19 protein-coding genes are annotated in these 22,782 nt (G+C 53.9%); 11 read left to right on the forward strand and 8 right to left on the reverse strand.

Translation table 11 applies throughout. The annotated features are described in order from the left end of the window. Positions 1-22: 22 nt before the first annotated feature. Positions 23-1,366, reverse strand: a complete 1,344-nt coding sequence (locus tag ACIPDS_RS04515) for a VOC family protein (protein WP_400733044.1) — start codon at positions 1,364-1,366, stop codon at positions 23-25. A gap of 283 nt (positions 1,367-1,649) precedes the next feature. On the opposite strand from ACIPDS_RS04515, the gene pcaH reads away from it, so the two are divergent. The 3 genes from pcaH to ACIPDS_RS04530 all read left to right on the forward strand — a co-directional run bounded on the left by pcaH (position 1,650) and on the right by ACIPDS_RS04530 (position 4,159). After that, positions 1,650-2,390 carry a protocatechuate 3,4-dioxygenase subunit beta gene (gene pcaH, locus ACIPDS_RS04520; protein ID WP_400733046.1) on the forward strand — a complete coding sequence of 247 codons (741 nt, stop codon included), beginning with the start codon at positions 1,650-1,652 and terminating at the stop codon, positions 2,388-2,390. Beyond that, positions 2,387-3,007 (forward strand): protocatechuate 3,4-dioxygenase subunit alpha, encoded by a 621-nt coding sequence (gene pcaG / locus ACIPDS_RS04525; RefSeq protein ID WP_400733048.1) that lies wholly within the window; start codon positions 2,387-2,389, stop codon positions 3,005-3,007. Before pcaH ends, pcaG begins: the two co-directional genes overlap by 4 nt. Before the next feature lie 228 nt (positions 3,008-3,235). Then, positions 3,236-4,159, forward strand: coding sequence for a LysR substrate-binding domain-containing protein (locus ACIPDS_RS04530; protein WP_400733051.1), 924 nt, complete (start codon positions 3,236-3,238; stop codon positions 4,157-4,159). A gap of 37 nt (positions 4,160-4,196) precedes the next feature. On the opposite strand, the gene ACIPDS_RS04535 is transcribed toward ACIPDS_RS04530, so the two are convergent. Continuing rightward, complete coding sequence (locus tag ACIPDS_RS04535; RefSeq protein WP_400733054.1) at positions 4,197-5,096, reverse strand: lipopolysaccharide core biosynthesis protein RfaZ; 900 nt, start codon at positions 5,094-5,096, stop codon at positions 4,197-4,199. Between the two features lie 516 nt (positions 5,097-5,612). Between ACIPDS_RS04535 and ACIPDS_RS04540 the strand changes: the two genes are divergently transcribed. Beyond that, complete coding sequence (locus tag ACIPDS_RS04540) at positions 5,613-7,988, forward strand: membrane-bound PQQ-dependent dehydrogenase, glucose/quinate/shikimate family (RefSeq protein WP_400733056.1); 2,376 nt, start codon at positions 5,613-5,615, stop codon at positions 7,986-7,988. 41 nt (positions 7,989-8,029) lie between these two features. Here the strand turns inward: ACIPDS_RS04540 and ACIPDS_RS04545 are convergent, their stop codons facing one another. From ACIPDS_RS04545 to cybB, 5 genes are all read right to left on the reverse strand, one after another. Further along, positions 8,030-9,721: a methyl-accepting chemotaxis protein gene (locus tag ACIPDS_RS04545; RefSeq protein ID WP_400733058.1), complete on the reverse strand. Its 1,692-nt coding sequence runs from the start codon at positions 9,719-9,721 to the stop codon at positions 8,030-8,032. Between the two features lie 138 nt (positions 9,722-9,859). Beyond that, positions 9,860-10,978, reverse strand: coding sequence for an S-(hydroxymethyl)glutathione dehydrogenase/class III alcohol dehydrogenase (locus ACIPDS_RS04550; RefSeq protein ID WP_400733060.1), 1,119 nt, complete (start codon positions 10,976-10,978; stop codon positions 9,860-9,862). Between the two features lie 23 nt (positions 10,979-11,001). Then, on the reverse strand, positions 11,002-11,277 hold the full coding sequence (locus ACIPDS_RS04555; RefSeq protein ID WP_400733062.1) for a metal/formaldehyde-sensitive transcriptional repressor: 276 nt from the start codon (positions 11,275-11,277) through the stop codon (positions 11,002-11,004). Positions 11,278-11,414: 137 nt separating this feature from the next. Further along, positions 11,415-12,053: a leucine efflux protein LeuE gene (gene leuE, locus ACIPDS_RS04560; protein ID WP_400733065.1), complete on the reverse strand. Its 639-nt coding sequence runs from the start codon at positions 12,051-12,053 to the stop codon at positions 11,415-11,417. Between the two features lie 76 nt (positions 12,054-12,129). After that, positions 12,130-12,657, reverse strand: a complete 528-nt coding sequence (gene cybB, locus ACIPDS_RS04565; RefSeq protein WP_400733066.1) for a cytochrome b561 — start codon at positions 12,655-12,657, stop codon at positions 12,130-12,132. A 213-nt stretch (positions 12,658-12,870) separates the two neighbouring features. On the opposite strand from cybB, the gene gap reads away from it, so the two are divergent. Beyond that, positions 12,871-13,872, forward strand: coding sequence for a type I glyceraldehyde-3-phosphate dehydrogenase (gene gap, locus ACIPDS_RS04570; RefSeq protein ID WP_400733068.1), 1,002 nt, complete (start codon positions 12,871-12,873; stop codon positions 13,870-13,872). A 123-nt stretch (positions 13,873-13,995) separates the two neighbouring features. After that, positions 13,996-14,925: an alpha/beta hydrolase gene (locus tag ACIPDS_RS04575; RefSeq protein WP_400733071.1), complete on the forward strand. Its 930-nt coding sequence runs from the start codon at positions 13,996-13,998 to the stop codon at positions 14,923-14,925. Positions 14,926-15,052: 127 nt separating this feature from the next. Here the strand turns inward: ACIPDS_RS04575 and ACIPDS_RS04580 are convergent, their stop codons facing one another. Continuing rightward, the gene (locus ACIPDS_RS04580; protein WP_400733073.1) at positions 15,053-15,847 is read right to left on the reverse strand and encodes an ElyC/SanA/YdcF family protein; all 795 of its coding nucleotides are present in this window, start codon (positions 15,845-15,847) and stop codon (positions 15,053-15,055) included. Between the two features lie 351 nt (positions 15,848-16,198). Between ACIPDS_RS04580 and ACIPDS_RS04585 the strand changes: the two genes are divergently transcribed. From ACIPDS_RS04585 to ACIPDS_RS04605, 5 genes are all read left to right on the forward strand, one after another. Continuing rightward, positions 16,199-17,521 carry an MFS transporter gene (locus ACIPDS_RS04585; RefSeq protein ID WP_400733076.1) on the forward strand — a complete coding sequence of 441 codons (1,323 nt, stop codon included), beginning with the start codon at positions 16,199-16,201 and terminating at the stop codon, positions 17,519-17,521. Between the two features lie 198 nt (positions 17,522-17,719). Next, on the forward strand, positions 17,720-18,151 hold the full coding sequence (locus ACIPDS_RS04590; RefSeq protein WP_400733079.1) for a MarR family winged helix-turn-helix transcriptional regulator: 432 nt from the start codon (positions 17,720-17,722) through the stop codon (positions 18,149-18,151). Further along, positions 18,151-19,803 (forward strand): MFS transporter, encoded by a 1,653-nt coding sequence (locus tag ACIPDS_RS04595; protein ID WP_400733081.1) that lies wholly within the window; start codon positions 18,151-18,153, stop codon positions 19,801-19,803. Before ACIPDS_RS04590 ends, ACIPDS_RS04595 begins: the two co-directional genes overlap by 1 nt. A gap of 22 nt (positions 19,804-19,825) precedes the next feature. Beyond that, positions 19,826-20,911, forward strand: a complete 1,086-nt coding sequence (locus ACIPDS_RS04600) for an HlyD family secretion protein (RefSeq protein ID WP_400733083.1) — start codon at positions 19,826-19,828, stop codon at positions 20,909-20,911. After that, positions 20,908-22,272, forward strand: a complete 1,365-nt coding sequence (locus ACIPDS_RS04605) for an efflux transporter outer membrane subunit (protein ID WP_400733086.1) — start codon at positions 20,908-20,910, stop codon at positions 22,270-22,272. The genes ACIPDS_RS04600 and ACIPDS_RS04605 overlap by 4 nt, the downstream gene beginning before the upstream one ends. Positions 22,273-22,782: the final 510 nt, after the last annotated feature.

The raw sequence follows: 22,782 nt of genomic DNA on the forward strand, positions 1-22,782 counted from the left end.
ATTCCCATGCAGAGTACCTGTTTCAGAGCAGACCGCAACGCCGTTTGCTGCGCATTTCGGCTTCCTCATAAAGACTGAATTCATTAAGAACGCTGCGCCCTAATGCCTGTTCAAAGGCTTCCCGGCTGGCATTGCCATGGCTTAACGCATGAGCATCGCCGCCAAGATTGGACTGAAAAATACCCGCGGCGCTAACCGGCAGAAAATCTTCGTAGGTAATCGGCTGGGCTTCAATCCAGCCACGTTCAATAAAAGGCTGCGGATCGTCGCCGGGATGAATGGCCTGACGATGCGCGTCGCCTGCGGGCGTCAGGCGATAGCGAAACCATGCCAGCCCCTGTTGACGCAGCAGAAACTCACTGTCGGGGAAGGCTTTAAAGACCGTCTGTAGATGATGCTGATGCGTCAGGTTGTCTTTCCCTACGCCCGCCTCGGCAAGCAGCTGATCATATAAGGCGCGTCCTTTTGGCGTTAGCGCCGCCCCACGCTGCTCAATTTCACCAAAACGCGCGGTATGCGTGCCGCTCATCTCACCGGCAAACTGCACCGGTTCCTCGAGCGCTTTAAAACTGGTCTGACGCAATAGCAGCGGCACCGCGCGACGCGGCGGGCCTTCAATCACCGCTTTGGGCTCAATGCCGTACTTCGACATTAATGACTGAACCTGGTCGATATCGAGGGTGCGCGGCGTTAAGTGATTGATGTGGCAGCCGGGAAAGCAGACGACATCAGCAATAAGTCGATGCTGCTGGTGCAGCGCTTGATAGGTTTCTTTGTCCACCGTGGTATGGCGATGCCAGCGAAAGGTTTCCAGCGCTTCGTGCACAAACTCCTGCGCCTGTGGCTGCGTAAAATGGCCCTGCTCGTCGTGAATTTTCATCAACGCGCGGCAGCGCGGCGTAAAGATATCGCGCCGGGCAAGAATTTTGGCGGCTTTTTGCCGTAGCGTCGGGGAATCAATAAGTTCCAGACGCAGCAACGAGGTAAACACGCGGAAGGGATTGCGTTGCAATGCCGCATCATCCACGGGACGAAAAGCCGTTGAATGAACCGGTACGCCCGCGACCGAGAGATCGTAATACCCTACGGGGTGCATACCCATGATGGCGAACATCCGGCATAAGGTGGCCAGTTCGTCCGCCGTCCCCACGCGAATGGCGCCATGTCGTTCAACATTAAGACGCGCCAGTTCATCGGCGTTGGCCAGTTGTTCGTGTAAGCGCGTGTTGTTTTCCAGCACTGCCAGGTTTACATCAGCAACTAATGCCAACAAGGTTCCATATTGCGGGACTTCTTGCTGGTACATTGCCGACATTGCTTGTGAAAATTCTTCCCGGATATCATCCGCCGAAAGGGTGTGCGCCATGATGTCATATCTCCTGTGACTGTATTTGCAGTGTAGGAAAGCCCATGATGCTGTGCGGTAAGAATTTACAAAGTGTGATCCCGGCAACTGAGTTGATTTATAGCTTAAATAATTCGCGGGCAGCCAATGCCCTCACCTTGGATGTATGACGTGTTTAACCAGAGAATCGGTTGTTTGCATAACTACAGGTTATTCAAATAACACCTTAAATTCACTTTAAATTAACAAAACATTTACACACACTGTGTGCGGCAATAATAAAATACCCTACACGGAGCCGCCCATGAGCACAAAATGGTCACCGCAAGAAGTCATCCATCGGGATTACAACAATCACCCGCCAGCGTTAGCACCGGGCTATAAAACCAGCGTTCTACGCTCGCCGCGCAATGCCCTTATTTCACTGCAAAATTCGCTGTCAGAGATTACCGGGCCGGTATTTTCTGCCCGCGATCTCGGCCCGCAGGATAATGATCTGATCCTTAACTACGCCAAAGACGGCCTGCCGATTGGCGAACGAATTATTGTTCACGGCTATGTCCGCGACGGTTTTGGTCGTCCGCTGAAAAACACCCTGGTTGAGGTCTGGCAGGCGAACGCCGGGGGGCGCTATCGTCACAAGAAAGATCAGTATCTGGCGCCTATCGACCCTAACTTTGGCGGCTGTGGGCGCGTGATGACCGATGAAAATGGCTACTATTTTTTCCGTACCATCAAGCCGGGCCCTTATCCGTGGCGTAATCAGGCTAGCGACTGGCGTCCGTCGCATATCCATTTCTCCCTCTTTGGTGAGGCCTTCGCGCAGCGTCTGATAACCCAGATGTATTTTGAAGGGGATCCGCTGATTAAGCAGTGCCCTATCGTGAAAGCAATCAATAATGACGATGCCATCCGCACGCTGATCGCCGAACTCGATACTCATGCCGCCGTGCCGCTAGATTGTCTGGCGTATCGCTTCGATTTAGTGCTGCGCGGACAGCGCGCCACATTATTTGAAAATCGTACTCAGGGGGCTGCACGATGAAAGATTATTTACCGGAAACCGCATCGCAAACCGCCGGGCCTTATGTGCACATCGGTCTGGCCCCTGATGCTGCGGGCTTTCATATTTTCGAGAAAAATTTTGGTTCGACGCTCGTCAACAGCCATACGCCAGGTGAGCGCATCGCGATTGAAGGCCGAGTGTTTGATGGCTCCGGTACGCCGGTGCGGGATGTGCTGATTGAGATTTGGCAGGCCAACGCCGATGGCCGCTACAATCATGTCGCCGACCAGCAGCAGGAAACGCCTGTAGATGATGATTTTCGCGGCTGGGGTCGTGCTTGTTCCAATTTCGACAGCGGGGTGTGGCGATTTGATACCATCAAGCCTGGGCAGGTCATGGGCCGCGATGGCCGGATGATGGCTCCCCACGTGAATCTATGGATTGTGGCGCGGGGGATCAATATTGGCCTGAATACGCGGATGTATTTTTCCGATGAGCAGGACGCGAACGCCAGGGATCCGGTGCTCAATATTATTGAGTGGGAAGTTCGCCGTCAGACGCTGATAGGCCGCAGAGAAACGCGGGGTAATGAAACCGTTTATTGTTTCGATATTTATCTACAGGGCGAGAAAGAGACGGTCTTCTTCGACGTTTAGCACCTTAACGGTAGGCCGGATAAGGCGGTGACGCCGCCATCCGGCAACCTGTCGCCTCACCTGATGACGCCCAGTATTAAGACCTACCTGTGTGAAACCGAATAACACTTCCACATTTAAATTACTTGTCTGTTAAACCCCGAGAATGTTAATAATATTTTGCTAGCAAGTTATCAAATTTAAACAACCACACTTGTCACTGATGCCGCTGTGTTTTTAACATTGCCTATGGAAAAAAACGTTCTCTTCAGTCAGCGCATTCGTCTGCGCCATCTTCACACTTTCGTGGCCGTCGCCCAGCAAGGAACTTTGGGGCGAGCGGCTGAAACCCTTAATTTAAGCCAGCCTGCGCTTTCCAAGACCTTAAACGAACTTGAGCAATTGACCGGCACCCGCCTGTTTGAACGCGGCCGTCTGGGCGCGCAACTGACGCTCACCGGCGAGCAGTTTTTAACCCATGCAGTGAAGGTTCTGGATGCATTAAACACCGCAGGTCAGGCGCTCATTCGTAAAGAAGGTGTTAATAATGATGTCGTGCGTATCGGCGCATTGCCGACGGCAGCATTAGGCGTACTGCCCGCCGTGATTGGCCCTTTCCACCAGTTGCAAAAAGACGTGACGTTGCAGGTTGCGACCATGAATAACACCATGCTTCTGGCGGCGTTGAAATCCGGCGATATCGATCTGGGAATTGGGCGGATGTCCGACCCGGAGCTGATGACAGGTTTAAACTACGAGTTGCTGTTTCTTGAATCACTGAAGCTTGTGGTACGCCCGGACCATCCGTTATTACAAGAAAACATTACCCTAAGCCGCGTGCTGGAATGGCCGGTAGTGGTGTCGCCTAAAGGGACGGTGCCACGGCAAAATGCCGAAACCCTGCTACAGGGCCAGGGTTGCAAAATGCCGCCGGGTTGCATAGAAACGCTCTCCGCGTCGCTATCGCGCCAGCTTACTGTGGATTTTAACTACATCTGGTTTGTGCCTTCCGGCGCGGTAAAAGATGATTTGCGGCGCGGCACGCTGACCGCCCTGCCAATCGCCACCCAGGGTCAGGGCGAACCGATTGGTATCCTGACTCGGGTTGATACCCCACTTTCAACGGGGGCGCAAATTCTGCTCAGTTCAATACGTAAATCGATGCCAGCATAATGTGGCTGCGGCCCATCCGGGCCGCAGCAGCAATGACTCAGGCCAAATGATGAAGATCCTCCCAGCTCATTTTCGGAAATGCCTCTATTGCACTTTCTGGTGACAAATTGACCACCTGGATATTGTGCGCCTGACAATAGGCCTGGGCTGCTAAAAATGAATGCGTAATATTGTCAAAATCAAGATTCAGGCGAGTCCCTAATTTATCCTCGCTGGTTTCATAAAAGCGGGGCGTATTAAAATTATTCATATCCAGCCCGACAATGTAAATTTGTTTGTAGCCCAAAAGACAGGCTATCTGGAGCGCGGGATAAGTGACGGTGCCATAATCAAATAGCGCTTCTTCAATTTTATCGGAGAAACCGAAATTTTCGTGCCAATGAAAATGTTCATTGCTACGGTTTATTTGACATCTTGATAACAGAAAACGATTAACTTGCGTACTTGATGCGGTTTCAAAAATTTTTATCCGGCAACGAACGTTTTCAAATGCAATATTTGAAAAAATAGAGTCCAGGCTATTATACGTACAAAATAGGATAAGATCTTCCCGGGCAACAATCTCTTTAACGAGCGCAAGTCTTTCGCGCACAAAGTCTCTATCAATAATTACGTACCAGTCAAAATGTACGTTTCTCATTGAAAATGCGCCATTTACGCCAAGATAGTCAAACCTATCATCGAAGAAAAGCTTATCAATATGCTTAACTGATGGCCCTGTAGCCATAATCACCAGCGGTTTGTTTTTTTCGCTGATGTGAAGCTCAATGTTAGTGATTTTATTGCGTTTAAAATAAGCATTCCCAAGCTGTCCGGAGGCATTTCGTTCAACCTTAAAGAATGGCCAAATGTTTTTATTGTGATGATATTTTTCACTGTGAGTATTGCGATAAATGGTTTTACAAATCCATTTTGTAAACTTATCAATCCCTGGCATTTAAATTAATTCCGCAAATTATATTGTTGTAAATGATGTATCCTACAGGCCTATAAAAGGCATATCTCCTGTCTTTGCAAAGTCAAACTATTTCGCGATGGTTGTGGATGTGATATTAACCCCGACAAGTTTACGTCGAAGATTCGGATCAACCTATTATCAATTAATAAAATCAGAATATTGCCCGAATGCATCAATGCCGTCGTTCACCGCCGCGACCTGAGTACAGGTATCCCACCCCGTACTGGATCCTGAAGAACAGCGCAAGCGGACGCAAAGCGCTATTAAGACAAATTTCCTACGCAATAAATGCGATATTATTTTTTAACAATTGCGCAATGCAATTTAACAGCTTTATCATACCTATAAGTTAACCAAATGGTTCGCACCATGTTACATGCGCGAACTAAATGACTTGGTTAGAAGCTAAATCGCATTTCATTCAAAACAACAACACGGAAACGATGGTTCACCTGGTTCATCCGTGTGCTTTTTTGCTGTCGCAAGGAGAACAGTATGGCAACTGGCAACGTGCCACGAGGATTCCCACGAGTCCTGCAGTGGCTTCTTATCGGCCTGATGTTGATTATCGGTCTGGCTATTGGTGCTCTGGGGGCAAAGCTTGCCACCGTTGGCGGCACCTGGTTCTTTGCCCTGATGGGGCTGGTTATGGTGGTTAGCGCCATCCTGATCGCGCGTAACCGCCGCGGCGGGATTGTGCTCTATAGTCTGGCGTTTATCGTCGCTATCATCTGGTCCATCAGCGATGCTGGCTGGGAATACTGGCCGCTTTTCTCTCGTCTGTTCGCGTTTGGCGTACTGGCGATGTTGAGCGCGCTGGTATGGCCTTATATGTCCACTCCTGCGGTTGCGAAGAAAGGCACGGCATGGGGGCTGGCGGCGGTCATGGCGGTAATTCTTCTGGCAAGCCTTGGCTGGATGTTCAAGCCTCAGACGCTGGTGTCAGCCACTGAAGCGGTTCCGGTCAAACCGGTCGCGGCAGGCGAAGAACAGAAGAATTGGGAACATTGGGGGAATACTACCCACGGCGATCGTTTCGCCGCGCTTGATCAAATCAACAAGCAAAACATCGATAAGTTGCAGGTTGCCTGGGTTGCCCACACCGGCGATATCCCCGTGAGCAACGGTTCAGGGGCTGAAGATCAAAACACCCCGTTGCAGGTCGGCGATACCCTGTTCGTCTGTACGCCTTACAGTAAAGTGCTGGCCCTGGATGTGGATAGCGGCAAAGAGAAATGGCGCTATGATTCAAAAGCCACCGCCCCTAACTGGCAGCGCTGCCGTGGTCTTGGCTATTTTGAAGACACTCAGGCTCTCAAAACGCCGGCGTCATCAACCTCACCTGCCGCCTGCCCACGTCGGCTGTTCCTGCCTACGACCGATGCTCGCCTTATCGCTATCAATGCCGATAACGGCAAGCTGTGTGACGATTTTGGTGACCACGGCATCGTGGACCTGAGCATTGGCATGGGTGAAATCAAACCGGGCTATTACCAGCAGACCTCCACGCCGTTGGTGGCTGGCAACGTGGTGGTAGTCGGTGGTCGCGTCGCGGATAACTTCTCCACCGGTGAACCTCCGGGCGTAGTGCGTGCCTATGACGTTCGTACCGGTAAGCTCGCCTGGGCGTGGGATCCGGGTAACCCGAATCTGACCGGCCTGCCGCCTGAAGGACAAACCTATACCCGCGGTACGCCAAACGTCTGGTCAGCCATGTCTTACGATGCGAAGCTGAATCTGGTGTACCTGCCAACCGGCAACGCCACGCCAGACTTCTGGGCCGGTGAACGTACCGCGCTTGATGATAAATACAGCTCATCTATTGTTGCCGTTGATGCCACCACGGGTAAAGTACGCTGGCATTATCAAACCACGCACCACGATTTGTGGGACTTTGACCTCCCGTCTCAACCGCTACTGTATGATTTACCCGATGGTAAAGGCGGCACTACTCCGGTGCTGGTGCAGACCAGTAAGCAGGGCATGATCTTTATGCTCAACCGTGAAACAGGTCAGCCGGTCGCCAAAGTCGAAGAGCGTCCGGTGCCGAAAGGCAATGTCGAGGGCGAGCGTTATTCACCAACGCAGCCGTACTCGGTGGGTATGCCGATGATCGGCAATGCAACGCTCAAAGAGTCCGACATGTGGGGCGCGACTCCCGTTGACCTGCTGTTGTGCCGCATTCAGTTTAAAGAGATGCGCCACCAGGGGATCTTCACGCCACCGGGCACCGACCGTTCCCTGCAATATCCGGGATCGCTTGGCGGTATGAACTGGGGCAGCGTTTCTGTTGACCCGAACAATAGCCTGATGTTCGTCAACGATATGCGTCTGGGGCTGGCAAACTACATGGTGCCACGAGCGCATGTCGCTAAAGACGCCAGCGGTATTGAGATGGGGATTGTGCCAATGGACGGTACGCCGTTCGGCGCAATGCGCGAGCGTTTCCTGTCGCCGCTGGGCATTCCATGCCAGAAACCACCGTTTGGTACGATGTCGGCGGTTGATTTGAAATCGGGCAAGATTGTCTGGCAGGTGCCGGTAGGAACCGTTGAGGACACGGGCCCGCTGGGAATCCGCATGCACATGCCAATTCCTATCGGTATGCCAACGCTTGGCGCGTCGCTGTCAACTCAGTCAGGCTTATTGTTCTTTGCCGGTACCCAGGATTTCTATCTGCGCGCGTTTGATACCGCGACCGGTAAAGAGATCTGGAAAGACCGTCTGCCGGTGGGCAGCCAGTCCGGCCCGATGACCTATGTGTCACCGAAAACCGGCAAGCAGTACATCGTGATTAATGCCGGTGGCGCACGCCAGTCGCCGGATCGCGGTGATTACATTATCGCTTACGCGCTACCTGACGCGAAGTAAGCAAACACGCCCGTAACCGCTGGTTACGGGCGTGTTCTTACCTAAAATGTTTCCCAGTTTTCCGTCCCCGCTACCGCCGGACGACTCGGCGTAAAGGTCGGCTTAACGCTCTCTTTCACTGTTTCAACACGCTGAGTGCCCTGAAGACGGAATGTGCCGACCGCCTGCGTCAGGCGTGCTGCCTGCTCTTCAAGCGAAGCTGCCGCCGCGGAGGCTTCCTCCACCAGCGAGGCGTTTTGCTGAGTCACATTATCCATTTCGGTCACCGCCTGACTCACCTGTTGAATACCGCGATTCTGTTCATCAGATGCTGCTGCAATCTCCAGCATAATGTCGGTCACCCGTTTTACCGCCAGGACGATATCGGTCATGGTGGATCCGGCACGCACCACCTCGCTGGAACCGCGCTCAATCAAGGTGACCGATTCACTGATCAGCCCCTCAATCTCCTTCGCCGCCTGCGCGCTGCGGCTTGCCAGAGTGCGAACTTCACTGGCTACAACCGCAAACCCGCGCCCCTGCTCCCCTGCACGCGCCGCTTCCACCGCCGCATTCAGCGCCAGAATATTGGTCTGGAAGGCAATACTGTTAATCACCGAGGTAATTTCTGAGATTTTTTTCGAGCTACTGGAAATACTGCCCATCGTCGTAACCACGCCCGACACCAGCTGTCCGCCGCGCGTCGCTTTGCCAGACGCGTCTTCCGCCAGTTTACTGGCATGATGCGCGTTATCCGCATTCTGTTTCACCGTGGCGGTCAGCTGCTCCATGCTGGCCGCCGTCTGCTCAATAGCCGCCGCCTGCTGCTCGGTGCGCGAGGAAAGGTCGGTATTGCCCATGGAGATTTCACTGGTGCCGCGATAAATTTCTTCCGCCCCCTGCCGTACCGTTCCCACGGTCTGCACCAGGGCGTGCTGCATTTTTTGCAGGTTCGCAATAAGTTGACCAATTTCGCTACGTCCTACCGGCTCCTCGCTCATGGTCAAATCTCCGCTGGCAATCTGCGCGATACGCGCACCCGCGCGCTGCAACGGCAGGATCACTACCCGGCGCAGCGTGGTGAAGGTGATGATTGTCATCACGACTGCCAGAATAAACGCACCGATCATAAACATAACGCCCAGCTTGGTTCGGCTATGCGCAAGTTCGGTCAGCTGATTGGCCCGCGCTGCGCGGATATCAATGACCTTCTGGCGTACGGCGTTATAGGCATCATCAAGGGTACGCGCCTGCTCGGTTTCATAGTTAAGGATCGCCTCAAACATGCCGTTTTGGGCGAATTTCAACATCGGCTTCATGCCTTCCAGATAGGCGTTGTAGCGCTGGTTCATTTCGTTATCCAGCGCTCTATCTGCCGCCGTTTTGACGCCTCTGTCGGTATAGACTTTAAAGCCCTCCTGCGAACGTTTAATCCACGTTTGCGCGGCGGTCAGGTTCTTTTTCATGCTGTCCATTTCCGCAATACGGCTGTCGGCACCGGCATGGATCATCATCAGGCGCGCTTCGCGCAGGTAGTTTGCGCTGTCGGAAAGCCCTACGCGCACCTGTAGCTCGTGGGTGACCTCCCGCTGGTCAACATCGGCTTTCCACATAAAATAACCGGCAAGACCCGCGCTCAGCGCAAATAACAGCAAAACGCCGCCCAGCACGGAGCCGAAAAATGGCACCAGACGAATGTGGTGTAAGAAACTGATTTTTGGCAAGCGACCCGACTGTGCGGATGTTTTTTCCATGAGTTAACTCTCTGTGTACTTGAGGTAAGTCATAGAGTCATCGGCCATCGCCGCTAATTACTTATCAGGAAAGGTTAAAAACGCCGTGCGGGTCACAAATCAAAATACCAGCGGGAGGGTGCCCGCTGGTTGAGGGGATTATTTATCGCCGAAATGAATCACGGTGCGGATTGATTTGCCTTCATGCATCAAATCAAACGCCTCGTTAATTTGCGCCAGCGGCAAACGGTGAGTGATAAACGGATCGAGCTGAATTTTGCCCGTCATCGCGTCTTCAACCATGCCCGGCAACTGAGTACGGCCCTTCACGCCGCCAAAGGCAGAACCGCGCCAGACGCGCCCGGTAACCAGCTGGAACGGACGGGTTTTAATTTCCTGACCTGCACCCGCCACGCCGATGATGATGCTCTCACCCCAGCCTTTATGGCAGCATTCCAGCGCAGAGCGCATGACGTTCACGTTGCCAATACATTCAAAGCTGAAATCAACGCCGCCGTCGGTCATTTCAACAATGACATCCTGAACCGGCTTATCGAACTCTTTCGGGTTGATAAAGTCGGTAGCGCCCATTTCCGCTGCCAGTTTGAATTTCTCGGGATTAGTATCGACCGCCAGAATACGTCCGGCTTTCGCCTGTACCGCGCCCTGAATCACCGCCAAACCAATACCGCCGAGGCCAAACACCGCCACGGTATCGCCCTCTTTTACTTTTGCCGTGTTGTGCACCGCGCCGATACCGGTGGTGACGCCACAGCCCAGCAGACACACTTTATCCAGCGGTGCCTGTGGGTTGACCTTGGCCAGCGAAATTTCTGCCACTACGGTGTATTCGCTGAAGGTACTGGTGCCCATGTAGTGATAAATCGGCTCACCGTTATAGGAGAAGCGCGTCGTTCCATCAGGCATCAGACCTTTACCCTGCGTGGCGCGCACGGCCTGACAAAGGTTGGTTTTACCCGATTTACAGAATTTACACTCACCGCATTCTGCGGTGTATAACGGAATAACATGATCACCGGCTTTCAGACTGGTGACGCCTTCACCGACTTCCACCACCACACCGCCGCCTTCATGGCCGAGCACCGCGGGGAAAACGCCCTCAGGATCGTCGCCAGACAGAGTAAAGGCATCGGTATGGCAAACGCCGGTATGAGTGATTTTGACCAGCACTTCCCCTTTTTTGGGTGGTGCGACGTCAATTTCAACAATTTTCAGCGGCTGACCGGGGCCAAACGCAACTGCAGCACGTGATTTCATAGCTGTCTCTTCCGTTGTGATGTTTATTTTAAATAGGATCGTAGCAGATGACCGACTTCCGTCATGCGCAGCGCACGTTGGTCGGGAGTGGTTTCACCACTCACCAGCTCATCTTTGAGATGCATTTCAACCATTTCGCCCATCAGGCCGTTGGCCGCACCGCGAATAGAGGCGATCTGTTGCAGGATGGTCAGGCAGGATTCACCTGATTCAAGCGCGCGTTCAAGCGCCTCGACCTGCCCCTTGATACGGCGAACGCGGGTAAGCGCGCGTTTTTTGTCTTCAGGTGAATGTGGCATAACGCCTCCTTTAGTATAGGGGGGTATACTATATAAAAAATCAGAATCTGTAAAATTGATGTTGCATTAAGGGGGAATTATTGTCGAAGGAGCGTTCAAGTAGGCCGGATAAGCGCAGCGCCATCCGGCATCACAATTCAGGACTGCAATGTCGCCAGTCGGGCAGCAAAACCCACAAACACCAGACCAATCAAGCTATTACCAATCTTCGCCAGTTTCTTACGCGTTTTCACATAGCGCGTCACCAGCGAACCCGAAACGATAAGGAAGCTCAGATAGGTAAAACTCACCAGCTCCAGCGTCAGCGCCAGAATGAAGAATGCCAGTCCCGGCGTTTTGGCATGAACATCGATAAACTGCACGAAGAACGACACGTAAAACAAGATAGCTTTCGGGTTAGTCAGGCTCAGCGTCAGCGCGCGCTTAAAGATCGCATGACCCGGCTCAGGCTCATCTTCCTGACCGGTCGTTTTACGCTTCAGCGTGCTATAGAGCATCTTGCCGCCGAGATATAGCAGATAGAGCGCGCCGAGATAACGCACAATATTAAACAGCAACGGCGTGGTTTTAATCAGCGTTGCCACGCCGGCAAAGGAAAGCGTCATCAACACGGCATCGCCGATAAAGACCGCCAGCGCGGCCATGTAACCCTTACGAATGCCGTGCGAGACGCCGGTTTTCAGTACGAAGAAGGTATTTGGCCCCGGCACCAGAATGATAAAAATCGCGCCGAGTAAATAGGTCCAGTAATTCAGTACGCCAAAATCTGCGAACACCCTGTTCTCCTTCATACAGATAGATTAAAAATATAAGCCGTATGGTAACGCAGAGACCAGGGAGTTTAAAGGTTTGTTAACGCTTGCGCGGCATCATGCGTAAGAGCGTGTTGTCCTTCCAGAAATAGTGATGCGCGAGCGCGGCAAGTGCATGCAGACCAATCAGCCAGTAGCCCAGATTCGCCAGCAAAATATGGTAATGCTTGAGGGTATCCACCAGCTCGAAATTGCCCTCGGCGGCATGCGGCATAACGATACCAAAGGCCAGCCACGGGTTGCCGCGGTTGTACATCATCACCAGACCGATTATTGGCAGGGCGATAAACAGCAGATAAATCGCCAGGTGCCCAAGATGGGCCATGCCGGTCATCATTGGTTTCGGCTTAGGTACAATCGGCGGTGCCGGGCGTTTTAACCGCACCAGCAGGCGCGCGATCATAAGCACCAGAATAGTGATGCCGCAGGAAACATGCACCATGTTAATCAGCGGCCGGTCGCTGCGGGGAAAGAATCCCCGTAGTTCCATCGCCGCGTAGGCCACCACCACCAGCAGGAAAACCAGCCAGTGAATGGCAATTTGTAAGCGGGAATATTTGTCGTTCATCGCCTGAGCACTCTAATAACCAACATGAGAAAGCAAAGTATCTATCTTTCATTAAAAATTCATTAACTTTTTCATATCGATACAAATTAACCTGACACCATGGCATTGCCCTTCCCCGCAGGCTGAACTATGCCTGGACAGGTGACAATAAAATTCTGATGTTTTTAACGCATGTGCTATTGGGTTCGCGCCCATCACTGACAGGAGAGCACCATGAGTAAGATTGGCATTAACGGGTTTGGACGTATCGGCCGTCTGGTTTTGCGCCGTTTACTAGAAGTGTCCAGCAGTCATGAAGTGGTCGCCATTAACGACCTGACCTCACCGAAAGTTCTGGCATATTTACTGAAGTACGATTCCAACTACGGGCCGTTCCCGTGGAGCGTGGATTTTACGGATAGCGCGCTGATTGTGAACGGGAAAACCATAAACGTTTTCGCCGAAAAAGAGGCGAAAAATATTCCGTGGGCGGCGCAAGGCGCAGAGATTATCGTCGAATGCACCGGCTTCTACACCTCCACCGAAAAATCGCAGGCGCATCTGGATGCGGGCGCGAAAAAAGTGCTGGTTTCCGCTCCAGCCGGCGAGATGAAAACGGTGGTCTTTAACGTCAACGACGATACGCTTAACGCCAGCGATAAAATTATCTCCGTCGCCTCCTGTACCACTAACTGCCTGGCGCCAATGGCCAAAGCGCTCAATGATGCATTTGGCATTAAAGTGGGCACCATGACGACAATCCACGCCTACACCGGCACGCAGTCGCTGGTCGACGGCCCGCGAGGAAAAGATCTCCGCGCGTCTCGTGCAGCGGCGGAGAATATTATTCCGCATACCACGGGAGCGGCAAAAGCCATTGGCCTTGTGATCCCGGCACTCAGCGGCAAGCTGAAAGGTCACGCCCAGCGCGTACCGACCAAAACCGGCTCGGTCACCGAACTGGTTTCAATCCTTAGCCAAAAAGTCACCGCTGACGAAGTGAACCTGGTGATGAAAAACGCCGCGCAGAATAATGAATCTTTTGGCTATACCGAGGATGAGATTGTTTCATCCGATATCATCGGCAGCCATTTTGGTTCCGTGTTTGATGCAACGCAGACAGAAGTCAGCGAAGCGGGCGACCTGCAATTAGTGAAAACGGTCTCCTGGTACGACAACGAGTACGGTTTTGTGACTCAGTTAATTCGCGTGCTGGAGAAGTTCGCCAAAATGTAATCCTGCGGCGGGGGGCTCCCCTCGCCATTTCGCGCCCAAAACGTTAGGTATGCCCATTTTTACGCTTATCGGCGCGAGTATAGTGTTCACCCTTGCAGCTCATTTATTAAGGACATTATCACCATGGACGACCGGGACACACTGACTTCCCGCATGGCGCAGGCCGCTCAGACCGCCACAACCTTCCCCATCTGGCCCGACGGCGATGCGCCGGGTGCGCGTCATAGCCCTGTATCACTGTTACTGGAAAGCGACCACACCGGAAACAGCGCTTTTGACCGGGCAGTTACCGGCATTCGCGCGCCCGAAATCACGGTTTACCCGCCTGAAAAATCTAACGGTATCGGTATTCTGGTGACGCCCGGCGGCTCTTACAAACGGGTGGTTCTCGATAAAGAAGGCACCGCGCTGGCGCCGGACTTTACCGCGCGCGGTTATACGCTCTTTGTCATGACCTATCGCCTGCCCGGCGACGGCCATGAAGAAGGCGCTAATGCGCCGCTGGCAGATGTGCAGCGCGCCATGCGTACCGTGCGCCATCAGGCCGCTAAATGGCAGTTAAACCCTGACAAAATCGGGGTGCTGGGGTTTTCCTCCGGCGGGCACGTCGCGGCAAGCCTCGGAACTCGTTACGATGAACAGGTCTATTCCCTCCAGGATACGATTGATACTCACTCTTCGCGCCCGGATTTTATGGCGCTGGTCTATCCGGTGATCAGCATGGATGAGGGGTTTGGTCATGCGGGCTCACGACGGGAACTGATTGGTACAACGCCTGATAGCGCGCAGCGTAAACACTACTCGCTGGAAAAACGGGTCGACCACAACACGCCGCCGACATTTTTATTGCATGCGGTTGATGATCCGGCGGTGAAAGTGGAGAACAGTCTGGCGATGTTTAACGCCCTGCACGCCCATCAGATTCCTGTCGAAATGCACCTGTTTGAGCAGGGTCGCCACGGTTTTGGCATCCGTGATGCGCAGGGATTGCCGGTGGCAGAATGGCCACGGCTATTAATGAACTGGATTGAGAGCAAAACGTCGAGACGGTGAACGTCTGCCACACGTAGGCCGGATAAGCAAAGCGCCATCCGGCATTCAGCGCGATTGTGCCGGATGGCGCGAAGCTTATCCGGCCTACACTAATCGATATCATGGCGGATTGCCGCCGCACACCGCATCAACTCAGATGACGACTCGCCAGTATCGGTCTCAGATGAGGGTCCGCACTTAGCAATTGCCACGCCGCTTCTATTTCATCTGGAATATCAACGTGGGCAATAAATCCCTTACCGAGGGGGCCGTAGCCCTGTGCATTATCACGCAGTCGCGGCAGCTCACCGACAATCAGCGCCAGGTAACGCGCAATTGGCCATAACCCCTCAACCGGCTGCCGCCAGCTCACGCCGTTTGGCGTATTCTCCAGCACCGGCTGATAGCCTGGGTAGCTTAGCCATTCCGGCGGATTTGAAACGCCTTGCCACACGCGGGCGAACGTCGCCATGGTGCGCCGCTGCATGGTGGGATCCTGAACGACCGTCGCCCGCACGGCATGAATACCCTTTTCTTCCAGCACCCGGCGAGTAAACCACGCGTTCTCGCCGCAGTTGGTCGACCGATCCTCCACCACAATACGCTCGCGCGGTATGTGCCAGAATTGATGGGCGATCTCGGCGAGCAGCTGAGCTTCGGGCTGTTCATCAACTCGCAGCGTACAATAGCGCGGATGCTCGGCGATAGCCTGGTAAAGGAACCCGGTGGAATGACCGATACCGCCGCTTACCAGCAAGGTGCCGCCGCTCTCATTGGCTAAACGACAGGCCGCGTCGATGGTCGGCATGACCGCATTTCCTGCCATGACCACAAGCTGGGTATCCTGCTTACCCGGTTGTCCGGCGAAATCATTCTGCGCCAGCCAGGCCCCGAGTTGATTCGCCGCCGTCAGTACTTCTTCAGGTAAATTTGACATGTCCATCACTCTCTCCTTCCTTGCCCTGGCAACCACGCAGAACATTTGCGCAGCCAACCAATTTGTAACATTTTTGAAATAACCAGAAACGTCTAAAAACAGCGCGGTTGCACCTGAATTATATGCCAGTCAACGATAATACTTCGGCATCATTAACCATTAAATAACGACAAATTAATTATAAATAACAAAAAAGAGACGCAATCTCACTCACAAATTGTCATCCCGCACTTGCCAAACATCTTATGGCTCTCTAGTTTGCTTAACAAATGCACAACCTTTTTAACCCATTCCGGTTGCACCAAACGTTAAAAAAGTGGCACCCAATTTAATCCAATGTGGCGGGAGTTATTCTTCATGACAATACAAGAAAGCAGCACCACAATCCTGAAAAAGAATAAAAGGGTTCTGATTGCTAGCCTGACCGGCAGTTCTATTGAATGGTTTGACTATTTTCTCTACGGTACGGCCGCCGCGTTGGTCTTTAACAAGATCTTTTTCCCGATGGTTGACCCGGTTATTGGGCTGATTCTCTCTTATCTCTCCTTCTCGCTCACCTTCTTCATCCGGCCAATTGGCGGCGTAATTTTCGCCCACATTGGCGATCGTATCGGTCGTAAAAAGACGCTGGTACTGACACTCTCACTGATGGGGAGTGCAACCGTGATGATTGGTCTGTTGCCAACCTATGATCAGATTGGGATATGGGCTCCCATCCTGTTGATTCTGATGCGCATTATTCAAGGCATTGGCATCGGTGGCGAATGGGGCGGCGCGTTGCTTCTGGCCTACGAATATGCGCCCGAAAAACGCAAAGGTTTCTTCGGCAGTATCCCCCAGGCGGGCGTTACCATCGGTATGCTGATGGCGACCTTTATTGTCTCCCTGATGACCCTGTTTAGCGAAGAACAGTTCCTCTCCTGGGGCTGGCGTATACCGTTTTTGATGAGCGCCGTGCTGGTACTGGTAGGGCTGTGGATCCGTAAAGATATTGATGAAACCCCAGAATTTAAGAAGGTGAAAGAGTCCGGCCAGGTTGCCAAAGCGCCGCTGCGTGAGACCCTGACTCATCACTGGCGTGAAGTGATCATCGCCGCTGGGCTGAAAGTGGTGGAAACCGCACCGTTCTATATCTTTTCGACCTTCGTGGTCAGCTATGCCACCACAACGCTTACCTATCAAAAATCGCAGGTGCTGGAAGCCGTGACGCTCGGCGCCCTGGTATCAACGGTGATGATTCCATTAATGGGGCTGTTATCCGATAAAATTGGTCGCCAGCGTATGTATACCATCAGCGTGGTGCTGCTCGGCCTGTTTATCGTGCCGTGGTTCCTGCTTCTGAATACCGGCACCACCTGGGGCATTATGCTCGCGACGGTCATTACCTTCGGTATCCTGTGGTCACCGATTACCGCCGTGCTGGGGACGCTGTGCTCTGAGATTTTCAGCGCCAACGTTCGTTATACCGGCATCACGCTAGGCTATCAGATTGGCGCCGCGCTCGCGGGCGGTACCGCCCCGCTAATCGCCACCGGCCTGTTAGCGAAGTACAACGGCGATTGGGTTCCCGTCGCCTGGTATCTGGCGGTGACGGTCGCAATCTCACTCACGGCGATTTTCTTCGCCAGCCGCAGCAAACGTCACAACGCGGTGATTAACGCGCAAACCAGCCGGGTGTAATCGGCTCGTTTTGGCGCTCTCCCTTTCTAAGGGAGAGCGCTGTGACAATGGGCTTAAACATGACGCGGCGTAAATCCGAGCCGCTGACCACCTAAACGATTCATCTCAGACTCTACTTATTTTTTATATATTCACTTGAATTATTATTTGCGACGAGCATAAACTCATTAGAGCTCTAATGATTATGAAAGTGTCGCTATGGATAACCGTCAGTTAAATTTCTCCCACCTACTCTACCTCACCGCGCATCACTGGCGGCTGGCGGTCGATCGTCGGTTAAAAGACCTCGGCATGAGTCAGGCGACATGGGTTGCCGTCGCCGCCATTGCGCGCAACGAACAGCCGCTGTCGCAATCTGAGCTGGCGCAAGAACTCGGCGTGGAAAGCGCCACCGTTGTACCGCTCATCAATAAACTGGTCGAGCAAGGATTGGTGGAACGCATCCTCACCGAGCGGGATAAGCGCAAGCGTCTACTCATCGCCACCGACAAAGGAATGGCGGTCTTTCATCAGGTCAAAAAGGTCGCCGATGAGCTGCGTGAAGAGATCCTGACGGCGATTACCCCGCAAGAACAGCAGCAAACCTATGATGTGCTGACAAAATTACTGCGCGAAGTGGAGAAGAAATAATGTCGCCACCGCGTCATGACCCTTACGCCCCGCATGATTGGGCGCCACATGAAAAACCGGCTATTCTCGGTTCGCCATCGACGCCTATCCATAGCGCCCCACGCCGGGTGGCTTATGGTCTGGTCGGGCTGCTGGTCTGTTTGACCGGCGCTTTGGGTAACGCAGTTGTCACCGCGAATCTGCAAAACCTGCAAGGTTCCTTTGCGGCCTGGTCAACGGAGATCGCCTGGCTTCCGGCGGTCTATGTGATGACCAACGTCTCAATAAACCTTCTGCTGGTAAAATTCCGCCAGCAGTTCGGCCTGCGGGCGTTCACCGAAGGCTTTCTGGTGCTGTATGTGCTGGTCACCTTCTTCCACCTGTTCGTCAACGATCTCAGCTCCGCGCTCATGGTGCGCGCCGCTCACGGCATGGTGGCGGCAGCGCTCAGCTCGCTGGGGATTTACTACCAGGTGCAGGCGTGGCCGGCAAAACATCGCCTGAAAGCGCTGACTATCGGCATCACCGGCTCGTCGCTGGCCATCCCTCTCGCCCGACTGTTCTCCACTGAACTGCTGCAAATTGACGAGTGGCGCGGCCTTTATTTCTTCGAATTAGGTCTGGCGTTAGTGTCGCTGGCGTGCGTGATCGCCTTAAAACTGCCGCCTAGCGACCGGCAGAAAGTTTTTGAAAAGAAAGACTTTATTACCTTTATTTTACTTGCGCCCGGCATGGGGCTTATCTGCGCGGTACTGTCACTGGGGCGTCTGGATTGGTGGTTTGAAGCGCCGTGGATAGGTTGGGCGCTGGCCGGTGCCATCGTGCTGATTGTCAGTGCTATCGTGTTTGAACATAACCGCCGCAATCCGCTATTGAATACTCGCTGGTTATCAAGCGGTAGCATTTTGCGTCTGGGATTGATTATGGTGCTGATCCGCATTGTGCTCGCGGAACAGAATACCGGCGTCATTGGCTGGCTACAGTATGTCGGACTACAAAACGAGCAGATGACGACGCTGGCATGGTCAATTTTCGCCGGAATAGTCTGCGGAATTATCGCCAGCTGTCTGACGTTTAACCCAGCCCGCTTATACTGGCCTATCGCCACCGCATTGACGCTGATTATGATAGCCTCGCTGCTCGACAGCCAGTCCACCAGCCTGACCCGCCCGGATCAGCTGATGTTCAGCCAATTTCTGCTTGGCTTTGGCAGCGCCTTTTTCCTGGCCCCCGCCATGATCGCCGGGATTGGGGGAGTGATAGCCGATCAGCGTAATTTAGTCAGCTTCTCGGTACTGTTTGGCATGAGCCAGAACGTCGGCGGTCTGCTGGGTTCGGCCATTCTGGGGACATTCCAGACCTGGCGGGAAAAGTTTCACTCAAGCCAGCTTGCTGATCAGATTACCAGCTTAAATCCGCTGATTACCGAACGCTTGCAGCAGTACGCGCAACAATATCAAAGTCAGATTGGCGACAGCACGCTGCTAAACGTGCAGGCCAACGTGACGCTGCAAAACGCCTCGACGCTGCAGGCCAATATTCTCGCCTACAATGATACTTACCTGCTGACGGCAGCCATCTCCGCTGCCACTCTGCTATGGGTATTCTGGCGAATAATCAGACTGCGTATTACCGCCCGCGTCGCGCTTAAACGCGCGACGGGTAGCAAATAATAACAAGAGATCTGGAGTCGTTATGAGTCAGCAGGACGCGGCCAAACAACAGGCCAATACCCGCAACAACATCCGTGTGGTATCCATTTTCACCGCGGCCGCCATCGGTCTTGTGGGCGTGCTGGTCATCCTGTATGCCTGGCAATTACCGCCGTTTACCCGTCACAGCCAATATACGGATAACGCCTATGTTCGCGGGCAAACGACGTTTATTAGCCCACAGGTCAGCGGATACGTTACCGGCGTTAATGTGCAGGACTTCAACCAGGTTAAGAAAGGCCAGGTTTTGTTTCAGATTGACGACCGAATCTATAAGCAGCGCGTTCATCAGGCTCAGGCGCAGTTATTAATGAAAGAAGCGGCGCTGAAAAATAACCTCCAGCAGCGCAAAAGCGCCGAGGCGGTGATTGTCCGCAACGCTGCGGCGCTGCAAAACGCCCGCGCCCAGAATCTGAAAACCCAGGCCGATTTAAAGCGTGTACAGGAGCTGACCGCCGACGGTTCGTTATCAATCCGTGAACGTGACTCCGCTCGCGCCAGCGCTGCACAGGGCACCGCCGATATTGAACAGGCGAAAGCCACGCTTGAGATGTCGCGTCAGGATCTGCAATCCACCATCGTCAATCGTGACTCCCTCGAAGCGGACGTCGCCAGCGCAAAAGCCGCCCTCGAACTGGCTGAAATCGATCTGCAAAATACGCAGATAATCGCCCCCACCGACGGCCAACTCGGGCAAATTGCCGTGCGTCTTGGTGCGTATGTGACTGCCGGTACGCATCTGACACCGCTGGTGCCGCCGCACCATTGGGTTATCGCTAACCTCAAAGAAACTCAGCTTGCCACGGTGCGCGTGGGTCAATCGGTGACCTTTAGCGTTGATGCGTTAAATAGCGAGAAATTCAAAGGCACGGTGGAGAGCATTTCCCCGGCCACCGGCGTGGAATTCAGCGCCATTTCACCGGATAACGCCACCGGGAACTTTGTCAAAATCGCCCAGCGTATTCCGGTGCGAATTGCGGTCGACGACAGGCAAAAGAATAGCCAGCGCCTGCGTCCGGGGATGTCGGTACAGGTGACGATAGATACCCTTTCGGAGGCGAAGAAATGATCCGCCCGGTCGCTATTGCGCTGACTTTGGCCCTCGTCGGTTGCCAATCGGCAGATATTCAACGCGCCCAGCCCACGCTGGTGATACCTGCCGCCTGGCGGGCGGATATTGGGCCCACAAGCCCGGTTGAGGCCGTCTGGTGGCGCAACTTTCATGACAGCGCGCTCAATCAATACGTTGATCAGGCGCTGCGATATAACAGCGATGTGCTGATTGCCCGCGAGCGAGTGAACGAGTATCAAGCGCGGGTTTATGCAACCGATGGCAGCCTGTTTCCATCGCTGGATGCGAGTTTGAGCGGCACCCGTGCCCGCGCTCAATCGGCGGCCACCGGTCAGCCGATTCATAGCACGTTGTACAAAGGCGGGCTGACCGCCAGCTATGACGTCGACCTGTGGGGCGCGAATCGTAGCGCCTCAGATGCCGCCGAAGCGAGCCTTGAGGCGCAAAAAGCAGCCGCCTCCGCGGCCAATCTTACGGTTGCGACCTCGGTTTCGGTCGGTTACATCACGCTGTTATCGTTAGATGAACAACTTCGCGTCACCGAGCAGACGCTAAAATCCCGGGAAGACGCCTTCAATCTGGCGAAGCGGCAGTTTGAGACGGGCTATACTTCGCGGCTGGAACTGATGCAGTCAGACTCTGAGCTGCGTTCTACCCGCGCGCAAGTGCCGTTACTGCGCCATCAGATAGCCCAGCAGGAGAACGCTTTAAGCGTGCTGCTGGGCAATAATCCCGGCGCGGTGAAACGTAATGAATTTGAGCGTCTGACGCCGCTTTCGCTGCCATCACAGCTTCCGTCGTCGCTGCTAAACCGTCGTCCCGATATCGTACAGGCGCAGCGCCAGTTAGTTGCCGCCGATGCCACGCTCGCCTCTTCACAGGCGCAACTGCTGCCCTCGATAAACCTCACCGCAACGGGCAGTTTTCAGCACCACACCCTGCCCGACTTACTCGACAACCCGCTGCGTTTATGGAGCATTGGCGGCAGTATTCTTGCGCCGCTATTGAACCGCCAGGCGCTGAATGCGCAGGTGGATATCTCGATGGCGCAGCGTAATCAAGCCCTCTACGGCTACGAGAAAACGGTGCGTAGCGCATTCCGGGAGGTGAACGATAGCCTCGATGCCATCACCCGCTATGGCGAGCAGTTGACCGAATTGCAGGAACAGGAAGCCGTCGCGCAGGAGACGCTGCGTATCGCGCAAAACCGTTATCGCAACGGATACTCCTCCTATCTGGATGTGCTGGATGCCCAGCGCACCTTGTTCTCAACGCAAATTAGCGTGGTCCAGGTGAAAAATAACCTGCTGCTGGCGCAGATAGATCTTTACCGCGCAATGGGCGGCGGCTGGTCTTAACCGGTAGGCCGGATAAGGCAAAGCCGCCATCCGGCAATAGGCTCAGGAATGCCCGATGGCGCTGCGCTTATCGGGCCTACATGACACGGCACCGTCATCACGCAACGACCAGCTCCATAGCCTGCAAAACACGTGGCCTGTAGGCCGGATAAGGCAAAGCCGCCATCCGGCTATAGGCTCGGGAGTGCCCGATGGCGCTGCGCTTATCGGGCCTACATGACACGGCACCGCCTTCACGCAACGACCTGCTCCATAGCCTGCAAAACACGCGGCCTGTAGGCCGGATAAGGCGGAGATGCCATCCGGCAATAGGCTCGGAATGCCCGATGGCGCTGCGCTTATCGGGCCTACATGACACGGCACCGCCATCACGCAACGACCTGCTCCATAGCCTGCAAAACACGCGGCCCGTAGGCCGGATAAGGCAAAGCCGCCATCCTGCAATAGGCTCGGAGTGCCCGATGGCGCTGCGCTTATCGGGCCTACATGACACGGCACTGTCATCACGCA

The organism is Kluyvera sp. NPDC087067 (assembly GCF_044745165.1).
Taxonomy (GTDB): Bacteria; Pseudomonadota; Gammaproteobacteria; order Enterobacterales; family Enterobacteriaceae; genus Kluyvera.